Genomic DNA, 15,627 nt, shown 5'->3' with positions numbered 1-15,627 from the left:
AAGCTGACCGGAATAAATACCAAGTCAGCTTACTGTTAAAGGAGAGGCTTATCGCGAATTTAGCTCGTGCGGCTTAAGCTTATGCGACTTTCACTCTTACAAATGAGGCTCATGCGGTTGAAGCTTATGCCGCTGAGATTTGCGGCACTTTAGGTAAACGCAGAGAGATCACCGTCGTTATCGCTAAGAACGCAAAAGATACCCACAGACACGCAGACAAACCGGCCATTTGGAATACCAACCCTGACAAGATAGTGCCAATCAAACGGCCCATTGCATTTGCCATGTAATAGAAACCGACATCAAGAGAAACGCCATCGCCTTTCGCATAACTCACAATAAGGTATGAGTGCAGCGATGAATTCACCGCAAAGATGGCACCAAACACCATCAAGCCACCGATAATAACGAACTCGGGTTGCCAGCCAATTTGCACCGCATAGGCAATACCTGCAGTCACGATAGCCAACGCCCCCGCCCATAATAGCGCTGCATGTCCATCAGGCACCTTGCCTTGTGCTTTACCAGTAATCTTAGGTGCAATGCCCTGCACAAAGCCATATGCGATGGTCCAAACCGCTAAGAAGCCACCCACCCATGAGTGATCCCATCCAAACACGCTGCCTAGGTAAATCGGCAAAGCAATCACAAACCACACATCACGAGCACCAAACAGGAACATACGCGCAGCAGATAGGATGTTGATGGATTCAGACTTAGAGAAGATCTGTTTGAATTTAGGTTTGGTTTTCGCTTTACCCATGTCCGCTTCTAAGCTCACCAAGCTGCCGATGAACACTAATGTCAGTACAGCAGCCATCGCAAGCACTGCATATTGGAAACCAATTGTTGAAAGCAGCAAACCACCAATAAAGAACCCTGCCCCTTTAAGCGCATTCTTAGATCCGGTCAGAATCGCAATCCACTTATAAAGTGCGCCCTGTTGTTCATCAGGAACCAGAGTCTTAATCGAGCTCTTGGCACTCATCTTATTGAGGTCTTTAGCAATACCAGACAAAGCCTGCGCCGCCATTACCCAAGGAATGGTCAACATGGCTGATGGCACCGCGAGCATACCCAAGGCGACGACTTGCATCCCTAACCCGATGTTCATGGTCTTGTTGAGGCCAAGACGCGCCCCTAACCAGCCACCGATTAGGTTGGTCACCACACCAAAGAATTCATAGAAAAGGAACAGTGAGGCGATTTCTAGTGAACTGTAGCCAAGGTCGTAAAAATACAGAACCACCAGCATACGAAGTGCACCATCAGTAATGGTGAAGTTCCAGTAGTTGAAAGTCACCAACATATATTGGCGAACGCTCTTACTTAGATTTGAAAACATAACGCTATCTCTGCAATCTAAACAAAAAGAGCTTTTGGATCATGATAAGTTCAACACTCCAGATACCAAAAGCTCCCTGTATAACAACAATGGCTTATTAGCTGTTCGCTACGCCATTAATGTATTCAACCTGAATGGGCTTAGTAAATGCGCCCGGACGCAGTGCCTGCACCTCTTGAACAATCTTGCTCATGTCCCAGTTCTTTTCTAGCAATAGGTGTGCAGCTAGTAAGCCCGTGCGGCCAGAACCGCCCATGCAATGCATCGCAACCTTGCCGCCGTTATCGACGATGTTATGTAGCTCAGGGCTAGCTGCTTGCCACTTCGCAGCAAAATCAGCACCCGGTGCACAGTCATCTTCGATTTCGATCTGGAACCATTGCATGCCTAGCGCTCGTGTTTTTTCACCAAGTGCCGCCACGTCTTTACTTGCAAGCTCATGATCATCAAGTGCTGTCACGATAGCTTCAACGCCTTGTGCTTTCAGTTGCGTTAATGATGCATCTAGGTCAGCGTCTTTAGTACCTGGACACGGAGTAAGCACTAACGCACCTTGCTCTAGGTCTAGTTGCCATGTTGGATGTGTCATTGTGTAATCTCTTGAAATTCTTATAGAACCAATACTCAAAATAATTGGAGTTGCAGGTAGGCAACAAGTAAGTTCAGCCCTATGAGCATAGTGGGTCTATGTGATTAGGGTGAACTTACGCAGTTAACAACGCTGCAGCTTCAAGTATGAAGAGTATTATGCTAAACCGACTGTGCGAACCAGCTCAGCAGTACGTGTTGCGTAGCCCATCTCGTTGTCATACCAAGCGTAGATCTTAACCATGCGCTTACCGACCAACATCGTTGATAGTGCATCCACGATGGTTGAGCGTTGGTCACCTTTGTAATCGATAGAAACCAGTGGACGCTCTTCAAAGCCAAGAATGCCTTTCAGTTCATTCTCAGACGCTTCTTTCAGCATCGCGTTGACTTCTTCTGCTGTGGTGTCTTGCTTCACTTCGAAGATGATGTCTGTCAGAGAAGCATTCGCTAGTGGTACACGAACCGCGTGGCCGTTGATACGGTTTTCAAGCTCTGGGAAGATCTCAACAATCGCCTTAGCGCTGCCCGTTGTTGTTGGGATAAGGCTCATACCACATGCTCGTGCACGGCGTAAGTCCTTATGGGGCGCATCAAGAATCGTTTGCGTGTTAGTTAGATCATGAATAGTGGTGAAAGCTGCGTTCTCGATACCAAGCTTCTCGTTGATCACCTTAACCACTGGCGCGAGACAGTTCGTTGTACAAGACGCTGCCGTTACGATTTTATGTACCGCAGGATCGAAGATATTGTCGTTCACACCGACAACAATGTTTGCGATGCCTTCTTCTTTCACAGGAGCCGATACCACAACGCGCTTCACACCTTGCTCTAGGTATTTGTTTAGGAAAGAGGTCTTACGGTGAACACCTGTCGCTTCGATAACCACATCACAACCAGACCAATCGATCGCATCAATGTCGCGCTCTTTTGTGGTTTTGATGCGTTGACCGTTGATGATCATCTCATCGCCTTCAACAGCCACTTCGTGATTCCAACGACCTTGAACCGAATCAAACTCAAGAAGGTGAGCCAATGTTGTTGTGTCGCCAGCCACATCGTTAATTTGAACAAACTCTAGCTCTTCCCAATCGAAAGCTGCGCGAAGTGCTAGACGGCCGATACGACCAAAACCATTAATACCTACTTTAACTGTCATTGTGTGTTCTCTCAGTTAGTGGTGAAACTTAAATTAAGAATTAAACGCAACATACTGGGCGTGAGTTCATCGACTCTAAGCGCTCAATATCTTGCTGGTATTCAGTTTTCAAACAGTTCGATGCGACAAGGTCATCAATTAACTTTAGCATCCAACCCGGTAAATCTTTTGACAGACGGTAAAATACCCACTGCCCTTGTCGAACATCAGTCAAAATGCCATTTGAACGCAACTGCGCAAGATGGCGTGAAACCTTTGGCTGACTTTCTTGCAATGCCTGAGTCAACTCACCAACCGATAAGCACTCATTGCGAACTATCAACATTAAGCAACGCACTCGCGTTTCATCGGACAGTAATTTAAAAAATTGGTGAGGAAGCATAAATACATACTCATATATGGATATGCATATATATTAGATATAAAAAAACGCACGTCAAGGCGTGCGTTATAATTGTCATAAAAGTTTAACGAAGATAAATCAGAGCTGATTGGTTACGTTATGACTCCAGCGTCGAGCTTCGGTGAGCTCAGTTTTAACCTGTTCCACACTCAATCCTAAATGAGCACAGTGCTCATCCATCTGCTGCCAATCGGCATGTTCAAAGCTCTCTTCAAGGGCCAGCAAGGTTCCATATGGCCCTTCTCTACGTAGCAGAGCCACCTTGATACTTTTACACAAAGGCAGTTGCTCAACTAAATTCTCTAACGACAAGTCGAGCAGCGCATCAAGCAACGAGAACAAACCAATCATAAAGGCTTGCTCGGCATGCCCTTCAAATGCCTGATAACGAGACATACGTTGGCAGAACTGAGCTCGTTGAAGCGATAAACCATATAGCTCTTTTGGCTTTTTATCAGAGACATAAGACGCCACCGCCAACGAGACAAACATTTTCAGCTTCTCTTGCCCCAGATAAACCAAAGCCTGGCGGAACGAAGAGATGGTGACCTCAAGACGAGGTGACATGGTATTCACAAAACGCAGTAACTTATACGACAAGGCAACATCTTTCGCGACGATGCTTTCGACACGTTGAAAGTTGACTTCCGGCTTACACACTTCTTGGAACAGCTCCATCGCAATTACTTGCTCAGGGCTAATGTACTTGGTCTTGATGATTTCAGGTTTGCTGAAGAAGTACCCTTGGAAGAACTTAAAACCCGCCTCTTTCGCTTGCTTAAACTCTTGCTCAGTTTCGACTCGTTCAGCCAGAAAGCTAAACTTCTTCCCTTGATGAGCTCTTACCAAATCACACGCTTCATTCAAGCCCATTTGCATGATATCGAGCTTAACAATATGCGTGTATTTAAGGAATCGTTCCCATTCTGGCGTAGAGGTAAAATCATCTAGGGCAATCATGTACCCCGCTTGATAGAGCTCTTTGACCGCTTCTAACAGCTCATCCGTCGGTTGGCAGGTTTCAAGAATCTCGACCACCACCTTGTCTTTCGGCAAGCCTAAGGGAAGCCGACGAATCAAGCTTTGATGAGGGAAATTAATAAAACAGCGCGAAGATGGAATCGAAGGGTTATGCCCAACCGATAAGAAGTTCTCAACAATCAGACGATACGTTGCTCGATTAGACTCAATATGCGCTGGGTAGGCATTCCTTTCTCCGTCGCGAAACAACAGCTCATAACCAAGCGTGTTCTTGTTACGGTTTAAGATAGGTTGTCGAGCAACGTAGGTAGCGGTCATTTATCTATAACTCTATTGATTTATCTATAACTGTATTGCTTTACTAAGCTTTAGCGGCAGCAAGCAAGGCACCGCAACCCATGAACATACCACCAAATATTTTATTTATCTTACTCATTATACGATCAGAACGAATAAAACGTCCCATTTGTGAAGCTAATGAGGTGTAACCCAACATAACAACACTATCAATGAATACTGTTGTAACTCCTAGCACTAATAACTGCGGTGCTTGCGGTTGTGTAGGATCGATAAATTGAGGAAACAAAGCCACCAAAAACACGATAGATTTTGGGTTAGTTAGATTGATAAGCACGGCATTTCTAAGCAGCTTACCACTCGATAGCGTTGAGCTTTCTTCTGAAGCCACCAAGCTAGAATTATCACGCCATTTTTGAATACCCAACCAAACAAGGTAAACCACGCCTACCCATTTGATGATGGTGAACGCCAACGCAGATTGAGCCACCAGTGCACCAATACCTGCACCCACCAGCATGATGTGGAATGCAAGACCGAGCTGTAAGCCGGCGATCGACGCAAGTGACTTCTTGGTGCCATAACTTAGCCCATTACTGATTGAGTTAACGGTACCTGAGCCCGGAGCCAAACTAAACAATATCGCCGTGACGACATAAGCAAGCCAAACATGAGTATCCATTTGCATTTCCTTACTAGTTCTTTAATCTAACAACATTAGTAGCGATAAAGCTCTCACATGCATCAGTTCAGGTAATTTCCCATGGAAAACCACAGTGCCGCCCCATTTTCGTACACGCAAGAACCTGAGTTCGAGCAAGCGATTAAACACCCGATCCCTGCCCTTTGGCAACATCGTAAAGATGGGTATGTCACATCATCAGGTAAAAAGAAGCTGTACTGGTGTAGCCTAACCTCACCAACGCACACCAAAGCCATTGTTATTTCAAATGGCCGCATTGAATGTTGCTTGAAATACCAAGAACTCTTTTATGATTTTTATCAGCAAGGCTATGACGTTTATTCATTTGACCACCAAGGTCAAGGCCAGTCGGAACGTATGGTAACAGACTCTGACATTGGTCACATTCATGAGTTTGATGATTACGCCTCAGACATGTCTGACGTCATTGCCAGTTTTGACCTAAGCCGATACGCCAATCGCTACCTACTGGCACACTCAATGGGCAGCACCATAGCCACTCGCTATCTACAAACTCATCCCGATCACCCGTTTGACAAAGTTACTCTGTGCGCTCCGATGTTTGGGATTAAGACTGAATGGTACTTCAAGCCCATCGCGATGGTTGTTGGACAAGTACTCACCGCTTTCTATGCTAAGCCGACTTATGCCCCGGGGCAGCAAGCGTACTACTCTAAGCCCTTCGAAAATAACTTACTCAGCCACAGCAAAGTACGCTATCACTGGTTCCGTTGCTTGTATGACGGCTCCCCTTCTTTGCAGGTTGGCGGACCAAGCACTCGCTGGGTATGGCAAGGGTTAATGGCAGCCAAGCAGGCGATACAACAAACTCGTCAAATCAAGATCCCACTGCTATTGATTCAAGCTGGGGAGGAGAAGATTGTCAGCAACAGCGCTCAAGTGAAGTTCATCAATAAACTGAAGAAAACCAACTCAGCCTGCCAGTTTAAGGCCATTGAAGGGTCTAAGCATGAGGTGTTGTTTGAGAAAGACGAATATCGCAATCAAACACTGAATGCTATCAATCAGTTTTTTGCCTAGAGCGAATAAACTAATAAGCTGAGTAACCGACCAAGAACATAAGCGCTAAAGAGGAAGAGAAGTAAGTGAGCTTTGCCCTCTTTTCTTGCATGAAATTGGCATACAATTTCTACCTAGAGATATTGTAGTTAAAACGATTCTAGCGTTGGCTAGCGTCGATATTGGTTAAGCATTTTTGCAATGAGGGTTAAATGAGTATTCCTGCACTAAAAGATTCCGTGAAAATTGTTGCTTCTGATTTAGATGGTACGCTTTTGGCTCCCAACCATCAGCTAAGCGACTTTACCAAGCTAACACTTAAGAAATTACACGACCAAGGTTATACCTTTATCTTCGCTACGGGTCGTCACCACGTCGATGTGGCGGGTATTCGTCAGATCGCAGGTATTCCGGCGTACATGATCACTTCAAACGGTGCACGCGTGCATGACCAGAACGATCAACTGATGTATAGCCAGAACGTGCCTCAGGAACTCGTTCAACCTGTTATCGATATTGTTCGCCAAGATCCAAACCTCTTTATTCACATGTACCAGAATGAAGATTGGCTACTGGACCGTGAAGACGAAATGCTGGCAAAATTCCACAGTGAGTCTGGCTTTAGCTACAAGCGCTTTGAAGCAGAAAATGCACCAAGCAAAGGCATCGCGAAAGTCTTCTTCACACATCCAGAACAAGACCACGAATATCTCGTCACGTTTGAACAAAAGCTAAGAGATGCTTTTGGCGACAAACTGAACATCGCCTTCTCTACACCTTGGTGTCTGGAAGTGATGGCCGCTGAAGTCTCTAAAGGCCATGCCTTAGACGCTGTTGCGAAGTCACTGAACCTGACACTGGATAACTGTATTGCCTTTGGTGACGGAATGAACGATGCCGAGATGCTGGCTATGGCAGGCAAAGGCTTAGTGATGGGTACATCGCATGAGAAAGTATTTAAAGCTTTGCCAGACAATGAAGTGATTGGCAGCAGCGCAGACGACTCCGTTGCTCACTACCTAGAAAAGCACTTGCTCTAACCTCTTCTCGTCGAAGAGATCTGAATAAATAAAAAGGCAGCCAATGGCTGCCTTTTTTGAACCTTACGTAAAAAGCTCTCTCTAACGCTAACGAGAACCTAGCACTTCTTTGCTTAAGATCGCCTGCCACTCTTGCTCTGTAACCGGCATGATCGATAAGCGATTGCCCCGTTTAACCAACGGCATTTCTGCTAGCTCAGGCATCGCTTTAAGCGTTGCCAAAGGAATTAAGCGCTCAGTCACTCGCACAAACTCGACATCCACCATTATCCAGCGCGGGTTGTCTTGCGAAGACTTGGCATCGTAGTAATCACTTTCTGGATCGAATTGAAAATGGTCTGGGTAGGCTTCTTTGGTTACTTTAGCGATCCCCGCTACGCCAACTTTCTTACATGATGAATGATATATCATCACCAGGTCTCCAAGCTTAACGTCATCGCGCATCATGTTTCGAGCCTGATAGTTACGTACACCCTCCCAACAAGAGGTTTTTTGTACTCTCAGAGTCTGAATAGAGAAGGTGTCAGGTTCTGTTTTAAATAACCAATATGCCATAATAAATCCAATTAACGGTTGCTCCGAGGAAGATATAACATGAAGGTAATGAAAAACCCAGTGACATGGCTAGTCGCATTCGCTCTACAAGGCTGTGTCACAGCGCCAGATGCCCCCCAAAAGCCAGAACTACCACCAGCAACCTTGGATGAGCCACTGAGCATTCAACCGCAAACCTTCATCATGCGTGGTCAGGTTGTGGTTGGCCACGAAAGCCGAACCTTCACCCCTTGCGGTAGCCAACAACAATACTGGTTAGATTTAACGCCAGAACTCGCATTAGAAGCGCAAGGGCTCTCAACGAGACCTTACCAAGCCTTATACGGCGAGCTGATTGGCCACCTAACCGTACCGAGCCAAACAGGGTATAACGCAGATTTCACTGCACGTTTCGTGGTTGATCAAGTGAATATCCTCACCGCAGAAAACCCTGATCGTTGTGACCAACCCCTGCGTTCAACACGTGTATTCGGCAATGAACCTTTCTGGTCAGCAAGCTTCGATAAAGACCAGCTCAAATACACTAAGATGGGCGAACAGCCACAGATCCTCGATATTGAATCAAGCCGCACCACACCAAGCAGTCGTGATTACCAATTAGAAGGTAAAGCAGCGCAAGGCAAACTCAACCTTACAAAAGAGAGTTGCAGCGACGGCATGAGCGATTCTATCTATGGATGGCATGCCAAGCTTAACCTCAATGACAGTAACTATAATGGCTGTGCAACGGTCTCTAACCAAGATCCAACATTGGACTGGAGCGGACTCTACTTCGCTAGCTCAACGCAGAACACTGGGTTCTTTATCAACCTTGAGCTCAACGATGACCACAGCGCTATTACGACATACTCGTACAGCAATGGAGACCCTTCTATTGTTGAACAAGGCTTCTGGCAGCAACTGAACCAAAATCAGGTACAAGTGGTTATGACTCGCCACCAGCAACAGTATTTGATCTCTGAGCGCATCTTCACGCTCGATAACGGCAAGCTGGTCGCTGAAAAAGAGAAAGTGGGCAACGTTGTCTATCCGATTGCCAATGGCGGTCTGGTGCTATTCGAAGCTAAGAATGCACAAGCGCAAGTAAACACCACCGCTAACGTTGATCTAACCGCAAAGCAGGTGAACTCCAGCGATCAACTTGATCAAAAAGTCGACCAAGCGATCCGCGAATACTTTAAGATCAATAACACCTCACCAGACAATACTAAGTACCGCTGGTTAACCTACGACTTAAATGGCGATGGTAAAGAAGAACTGTTTGCCCAGCTCGATTGGTGTGGCTCTGGTGGCTGTACACTGCTTATTTTTGAAAATCATCAAGATAACTGGCGCTTCAATAGCCGAGTGACACTGGTTAAGGGCGACATACGCTTAGGTAAATCGCAAAACCACGGCTGGCAAGATCTGATCTTCAATGTCAGTGGCGGCGGTGCAACACCTGCAAAACACACACTGTCATACTCTGGTGTGAGCTACCCACTCAACCCAAGTGTTGCTCAAATTGCAGATGATGCTGACATCAGCGATGTGGTTTTGTTTGCTGATGGTGTATCACCTGCACAAAGTGGAGTTAAGCTGTAAAGATGAGTAACCAACAAGCTTGCCATGGTTGTGGCTTCACTCACCAGTGCGTTTGTCATCTAATACCGACGGTTGAAAGCCAAACCGAACTTGTACTACTGACTCATGAGAATGAACTGTCGCGAGACACCAACACCGGAAAGTTGCTTCAGCAATCCCTTGAGCAGTGTCAGTCCTTGATATGGCAAAGGAAAACACCACCAGCTGAGCTAGTGGCACTGCTTGAAGATGAAACACGACAACCGTTTCTTTTATTCCCGAGTGATCAAAGTATCGAGTGCCAGCAAGCTGTAATGACCCAAGCCCAGAATCGTAAGCCACTATTCATCATCTTGGATGGCACATGGCAAGAAGCGAAGAAGATGCTTAACAAGAGCTCGTGGTTACAAGCTGTCCCACAAGTTCACCTCGACATTACTAGCGAATCCTCTTACACCTTGCGCCGCAATCAAGACAGTGGTCATCTGTGTACTTGCGAAGTGGGTATTGAGTTACTCAAATCTTTAGGTGAAAGCGAACCTGCCAAGCTCATTGATGACTACTACCAACAGTATCTAAAAGTATTCCACGCCGACAAATGTGGCCACGCTCTCAAATAGATCAAGCAGGCGCGCGAGAAGGCAATAAGCACATTTCAGGGCGGGACAGATACTAAAAACAAAAAGGGTGAGCCATAAGCTCACCCTTTTTACATTGTACTTTCGTTATTGAACCAACCAGTGTTTCACGTGAAACTCTCGCTCCATCAAAACAAACGCTGAGGTTGACCAAAGTAATACCCTTGCAGGTAATCGACACCCATATCCTCTGCGATTCGACACACCTGTTCATTATGTACGAACTCCGCCACCGTCTTAGCATTCAGAATCTGACATAAGCTCACCAGCTGTTGGGCTATTTTGCGTTGCTTTTTATCCTTATCGATATTGCGAATTAAACTGCCATCAAGCTTTATCACTTGTGGTTCCAGTTTCAAGATCTCATCAATGTTCGAATAGCCTGAACCAAAGTCATCGACAATAATATTCACACCAAGATCTCGGAAGTGATTACACACCTCGATCAAGCGACCGTAATCCTGAATTTGTTCCGTTTCTAACACCTCTAAGCCAATACGCTGTGGGTGACTGATTTTTTTGATGGCTTGCTCAAGGTGAAGAATGGTTTTCTCATTGCTGAAATCTTGTGGCGCCAAGTTAATTGAGAACGAATCGGTTCTCTGGCTCATAAAATCAAAGGTGCGCGTTATCATCTGGCGACTTAAACGCGTATAGAGATGAGTTCCCTCAATGATTGGCAAGAACTTACCCGGCGCAATCAACTGACCATCCTCTTCAATTCGAACTAAGCACTCATAGCTTTCTACCTGATGGCTATGCGCCGATACAATAGGTTGAGAGCACGCAACAATATTTTGATTGAGCACTGCGCGGCTCACACACGATAGCCAGCCGAGTTGCTCTTGGCGATGCTTCTCCAGTTGAATTAACGTCTTGGCACTCACCAGATGTTTATTCTGGCTCACCGCACTGCGTCGAGCTTCAATCGCTTTCAGTAACAAGTCATCAATCGAGGTCGCAGGAAAATCTCGACGACTCGCAACACCCGCACAAATTGAAACCGAAAGATAATCGATATCGGGTAGCCCCATCGGCTCAAAATTGACATGCTCGGTTTGGTCTGAAAATTCAGAGAAACGCTGATGAATGTGTTCTTGGCTGGCCCAACTATTAAACACCACCGCCCACTCACCAATACCAATACTGTACAGCTGGCAACCCTCATCAAAAAACTGCCACAGCGCTTTCTGAAAGTAATCACTCAGATCATGCAGAAGTTTGTCACCTACTCGATAACCATACTTCTCATTGATTTGACCAAATGTGGTGACCTTCAAAGCCAACAAATGACTGTCAGAGCTCATTTGTGACAGCTTCTCACGCAGTACGCTCCTATTGGGTAACCCAGTGCGACGATCAATTCGGTAGCTCGCCGTTAATGCGGTCGCTTGTTGCTGAATCTTACTCGCCATGCTGTTGTTCATGTCATCAACATCAAGCAGTGCATTTCTAATCAATGAAAACAGAGGCGATATATTGGTCGCGGGTTGTGTCTCTAATGGCTGTACAGCCTTGCCTTCACCTTCTCTAAGCGCGAGATACGTGAGGCTATGATGCAGGATTCGTTGTTGGCCACGCTCTTGATAGAGTTCTCCCATGCAGTACACACCATAGGTGTCTGCGAGTTTCTGGAAGACCTCTACTTCTTGGTTACCATCAATAAAATCGATGCGAGAGGTGCAGTTGTAGATAAAAAACTGCTCCGGTTTATGAGAGGCAATCTGTTGAACACCGAGTCGGATCTGCTCCAAGGTCAGTGAAGGATGGTCGTAACAAAACCTGACCTCATCACCAATCTGAAAATGACCACTAAATTCTATCTCTCCACAATCTCTCACCTTGAGTGGCAAGTGAATGTTTTGCTCTTTCGGGTCACCGACCATCAAGGGGAAATTATGCAGTTGCTCGAAAGGTACTTCGAGGCCATCAGCAAGGTAGCGATTATAAAGATCGCGAACAGGCATACCATCCAATTCAGCTAACCGGTTATCTTGAGCACCAGTGACACGGAAGGTGCGGCCAATAGGGTTCCACTCGGTGTAATAACCCTTGGTAGTTGCGAGCTCAACGCTGTGCAACGCCAACATCACATAGGCATTCTCATAGCAAGTGCCATCTAGCATTACCCATCGCCCATTATCTGTGATGGTCGATGCACCGCCACAAATAGGCAATGAATATCTGGATTGTTCAAACGCTGAAAATAAGTCGCGGTTGTTTATCTGCAAACGGTCGGCGAAACAGATGATACTTTGAGTATTGGTATTGCACTCAAGCTGCTGCCACATCGATTGACTATCTAATAGTGGTTGCTTGCTGTATTCGACAACGCCACAAGTGTAAGAGGTCGCATCGAAGCGAGTGACAATAAGATAGAGACCTTGATGCAGGATGACGCCTTGGCTGATGTAGTGGTTTGCACTACAGCCAATCAGCCTAGCATTAGGGAAAGTCGCTTGAATCACTTGGCAGGCAGCCAAAACCGAACCTTTCTCGAAAGAAGAAAACACCTGAATCAGTAGGTCTTCATGTTGATGAAAATCTATCTTTTGCAATTCACGCTGGGTTTGTTCTATGTCTTGTATCAGGAGAGAGGTCGATTGCATATTCACATTAATCGTTACGTTAATGATTGGTTATTGTGCTTATTATAGATAAGGCTTGCACGGAATACTTACGATCGTCTTATAAATATTGTGACGTTAGTTAGACATCATTGATTCCACCCAAAACAGTCACCAATAGTGGCAGAACAATTTTTAAAGCAAGTCACAATAGGATACGGAAAGCTTTAACAACTAAAACAGTCGCTTAGGCTCACCAAAGTAATAACCTTGCAGATAATCGACACCCATTTGCTCTGCTATCTCACAAACCTGTTGGTTATGGACAAATTCAGCGACGGTTTGCGCATTAAACACCTGACATAAGCGAACCAACTGAGAGGCGATATTTCTTTGCTTTTGGTCTTTGTCGATGTTGCGAATCAGACTACCGTCGAGTTTGATAATCTGCGGCTCAAGCTTAATGATCTCATCAATATTGGAATAGCCAGACCCAAAATCATCAACAATGATTCTCGCCCCGAGAGCACGGAAGTGATCACACACCTCAATCATGCGACCATAATCTTTAATTTGCTCAGACTCGAGAACCTCTAGGCCAAGTCGAGTGGGATCGTTCATAGCACTGATGGCGGTCTCGAGTACCTCAAGCGTCTTGTCGCTCAACAAATCTTGCGGGGATAGGTTGATAGAAAATGGGCTTTGCTTATCCGCCATATAACCTATGGTGTTCTTAATCATGTGTCGGCTGAGGCGAGTGTAAAGGTGCGTGTCGGCAATGATAGGTAAGAACTTACCTGGTGGCACAATGGTACCGTCTGACTCCATGATTCTGACCAAGCACTCCTGGCCAATCATTTCGTGAGTACCGGACGCCACAATTGGCTGGGTATAAGTGATGATGTTCTGATCTAAAATCGCACGACTTACACAGCTCAGCCAGCCTAGTTGCTCTTTACGATCTTCTTCACTCACCTGAATGTCTTTAGCATTAGTGATGTGAGTGTTATTCCTAACCCCATAACGTCGAGCTTCGATCGCTTTCAATAAGATCTCATCACCACTATCGGTTAGGAAATCGCAACGACTAGCGAAGCCGCCACACAGAGAAACTGACAGATAATCAATATCAGCCAAGCCATACGGCTCAAAATTGATGTGCTCAATATCGTCAGCAAACTCAACGAAACGTTGTTCTATCTTATCGCAGCCAACATTGGCGTTAAAAATGATCGCCCATTCGCCGACACCAATGCTGAACAGCTCTACTTTCACCTGAGATTCCTTAGCCACACTAAGGTGTAATCGCTCGACAAAATGATTAGACAGATCAAGTAACAGCTGGTCACCCACTTGGTAACCATACTTCTCGTTAACTTGATGGAAATTAGTCAGCTTTAACGTCAGTAAGTGCTCACTGACGAGAATCGTATTGAGGCGCTCTTTTAATACGATACGGTTGGGCAGCCCAGTGCGAGAATCAATGCGGTAGCTTTCGGTTAAACGGCGCGCCTGTTGATGAAGTTTTTTCTCCATCTGCGTGTTCATGCTGTCGAGATCAGCCACCGCATTTCTGACGAGATTAAGCAGTGGCGATACCGTTGAGTCACGCTGGAAATCTTCACAACGAAACTCATTAATCTCGTCCGACTCTCTCATCGCAATATAGGTGAGGCTGTGATGCAGTATCTCTTGGCGATCGTCGTTGCGGTATAGTTCGCCCATGCAGTATGCGCCGCACGCGTTTACTATCCCCTCAAATGGCTTGAGCTCAAGTTTACTGTCGATGAATTCAAGTCGAGAGACGCAGTTATAGATGATCACCGATTCCGGCTGATGCATGGCAAGCATCTCAGCGCCGTGACGCACTTTTTCTGCGGTCAAAGAAGGATGGTTATAACAAAACTGTGCCTCTTCGCCGACATGCCAAGGACTATCAAACTCGATACTGCCATCATCATTAATACGCAGCGGTGTCGATATGCCCTTCTTTCTGCCAAGCTCTCGATAAAGCGGAAAGCTCATCAACTGACTGCAAGGGAGATCTTTACCATCAGCAAGGTAATGTTTGAATACGTCGATAGCCGGCTTGTCGTTCAACGCGTATAAGCGATTTCCGACTGCATGTGTGACTCGTAGCTTCATCCCAATCGGGTTCCACTCAGAGTACGCGTCCGACCAAACCTTCAATCTGGGGTTAGTCAGAGCCACCGCCACGCAAGCGTGTTGGTAGGTCTGTTCGTTATGCATAACCCAACGCCCGTATTCATTCTCATGACACAAGCCACCAGCAACAGGCAATGTGTAGGGTAGGTTTTCAAAGGCGCTATAGATAGGATAGTCACGACCTTCAACCTGATCGCATAGGCTGATGACCGTTTTAGCATCTTTCGAGAGATCTAGTTGAGAAGCGAGCTCTTGGCTGTCTTGGTTTGGGTTGCCAGTAAAAGGCTGAACCGCGGAGGTTAAACGGGTTTCATTAAACTCACTGATAATGATTAAGGTACAACGACTCTCAAGACAATTGTCACAGATAACATGACGAGCACTCTGGCCAATTAGGGTGGCATTGCTTAGGCGATTGAGAGCAACACTCGCGATTCGACGAGCCACATCAGAAGATTGGGCAGAGAAAAGTTGAATAAGATATTGTTTGCTGTCACACCACTCTCGCTGATCAAATTGAGATTTAAATAGCTCCTCAGTATTTGCGAGAAATGTAAATGTTTGCATGCCAACCCTTGATCGAAATAGAGTGAAGTGAAGAA

Annotated in this window: 13 protein-coding genes; 4 read left to right on the top strand and 9 right to left on the bottom strand. The window is 45.9% G+C overall.

The annotated features are described in order from the left end of the window. Nucleotides 1-124: 124 nt before the first annotated feature. The 6 genes from arsJ to rhtB all read right to left on the bottom strand — a co-directional run bounded on the left by arsJ (nt 125) and on the right by rhtB (nt 5,455). Nucleotides 125-1,345 carry an organoarsenical effux MFS transporter ArsJ gene (arsJ, locus tag AACU28_RS24335; RefSeq protein WP_065682858.1) on the bottom strand — a complete coding sequence of 407 codons (1,221 nt, stop codon included), beginning with the start codon at nt 1,343-1,345 and terminating at the stop codon, nt 125-127. A gap of 97 nt (nt 1,346-1,442) precedes the next feature. Then, nucleotides 1,443-1,934, bottom strand: coding sequence for a cyclin-dependent kinase inhibitor 3 family protein (locus tag AACU28_RS24330; RefSeq protein WP_121603710.1), 492 nt, complete (start codon nt 1,932-1,934; stop codon nt 1,443-1,445). Nucleotides 1,935-2,090: 156 nt separating this feature from the next. Further along, a complete protein-coding gene (locus tag AACU28_RS24325) occupies nt 2,091-3,092 on the bottom strand; it encodes an ArsJ-associated glyceraldehyde-3-phosphate dehydrogenase (RefSeq protein ID WP_108181026.1) in 1,002 nt (333 codons plus the stop codon). Nucleotides 3,093-3,132: 40 nt separating this feature from the next. After that, nucleotides 3,133-3,474, bottom strand: a complete 342-nt coding sequence (locus AACU28_RS24320; protein WP_121603709.1) for a metalloregulator ArsR/SmtB family transcription factor — start codon at nt 3,472-3,474, stop codon at nt 3,133-3,135. A 99-nt stretch (nt 3,475-3,573) separates the two neighbouring features. Beyond that, nucleotides 3,574-4,794 (bottom strand): EAL and HDOD domain-containing protein, encoded by a 1,221-nt coding sequence (locus AACU28_RS24315; protein WP_054548349.1) that lies wholly within the window; start codon nt 4,792-4,794, stop codon nt 3,574-3,576. Nucleotides 4,795-4,837: 43 nt separating this feature from the next. Continuing rightward, complete coding sequence (gene rhtB / locus AACU28_RS24310) at nt 4,838-5,455, bottom strand: homoserine/homoserine lactone efflux protein (protein WP_004736604.1); 618 nt, start codon at nt 5,453-5,455, stop codon at nt 4,838-4,840. Between the two features lie 81 nt (nt 5,456-5,536). Here rhtB and AACU28_RS24305 point away from each other — a divergent pair, with 81 nt between their 5' ends. Together AACU28_RS24305 and AACU28_RS24300 are read left to right on the top strand one after the other, a co-directional pair. After that, the gene (locus AACU28_RS24305; protein ID WP_121603708.1) at nt 5,537-6,517 is read left to right on the top strand and encodes an alpha/beta fold hydrolase; all 981 of its coding nucleotides are present in this window, start codon (nt 5,537-5,539) and stop codon (nt 6,515-6,517) included. A 191-nt stretch (nt 6,518-6,708) separates the two neighbouring features. Continuing rightward, nucleotides 6,709-7,536, top strand: coding sequence for a Cof-type HAD-IIB family hydrolase (locus AACU28_RS24300; RefSeq protein WP_121603707.1), 828 nt, complete (start codon nt 6,709-6,711; stop codon nt 7,534-7,536). A gap of 87 nt (nt 7,537-7,623) precedes the next feature. Here AACU28_RS24300 and AACU28_RS24295 read toward each other — a convergent pair whose 3' ends face one another. Continuing rightward, a complete protein-coding gene (locus AACU28_RS24295) occupies nt 7,624-8,091 on the bottom strand; it encodes an EVE domain-containing protein (protein ID WP_004736607.1) in 468 nt (155 codons plus the stop codon). A gap of 39 nt (nt 8,092-8,130) precedes the next feature. Here AACU28_RS24295 and AACU28_RS24290 point away from each other — a divergent pair, with 39 nt between their 5' ends. Both AACU28_RS24290 and AACU28_RS24285 read left to right on the top strand, forming a co-directional pair. Continuing rightward, entirely contained in the window at nt 8,131-9,675 is a 1,545-nt protein-coding gene (locus AACU28_RS24290; protein ID WP_121603706.1) for a COG3650 family protein, read from the top strand. A gap of 2 nt (nt 9,676-9,677) precedes the next feature. After that, the gene (locus AACU28_RS24285) at nt 9,678-10,274 is read left to right on the top strand and encodes a tRNA-uridine aminocarboxypropyltransferase (protein WP_121603705.1); all 597 of its coding nucleotides are present in this window, start codon (nt 9,678-9,680) and stop codon (nt 10,272-10,274) included. A gap of 146 nt (nt 10,275-10,420) precedes the next feature. On the opposite strand, the gene AACU28_RS24280 is transcribed toward AACU28_RS24285, so the two are convergent. After that, a complete protein-coding gene (locus AACU28_RS24280; protein ID WP_121603704.1) occupies nt 10,421-12,901 on the bottom strand; it encodes a bifunctional diguanylate cyclase/phosphodiesterase in 2,481 nt (826 codons plus the stop codon). Between the two features lie 192 nt (nt 12,902-13,093). Beyond that, a complete protein-coding gene (locus AACU28_RS24275; RefSeq protein WP_121603703.1) occupies nt 13,094-15,592 on the bottom strand; it encodes a bifunctional diguanylate cyclase/phosphodiesterase in 2,499 nt (832 codons plus the stop codon). Nucleotides 15,593-15,627 lie beyond the last annotated feature (35 nt).

Source organism: Vibrio sp. SBT000027, assembly GCF_963894355.1.
Classification (GTDB): Bacteria; Pseudomonadota; Gammaproteobacteria; order Enterobacterales; family Vibrionaceae; genus Vibrio; species Vibrio splendidus.
Note: the sequence above shows the minus strand (reverse complement) of the source record. Positions and strands in the feature narration are given on the sequence as shown.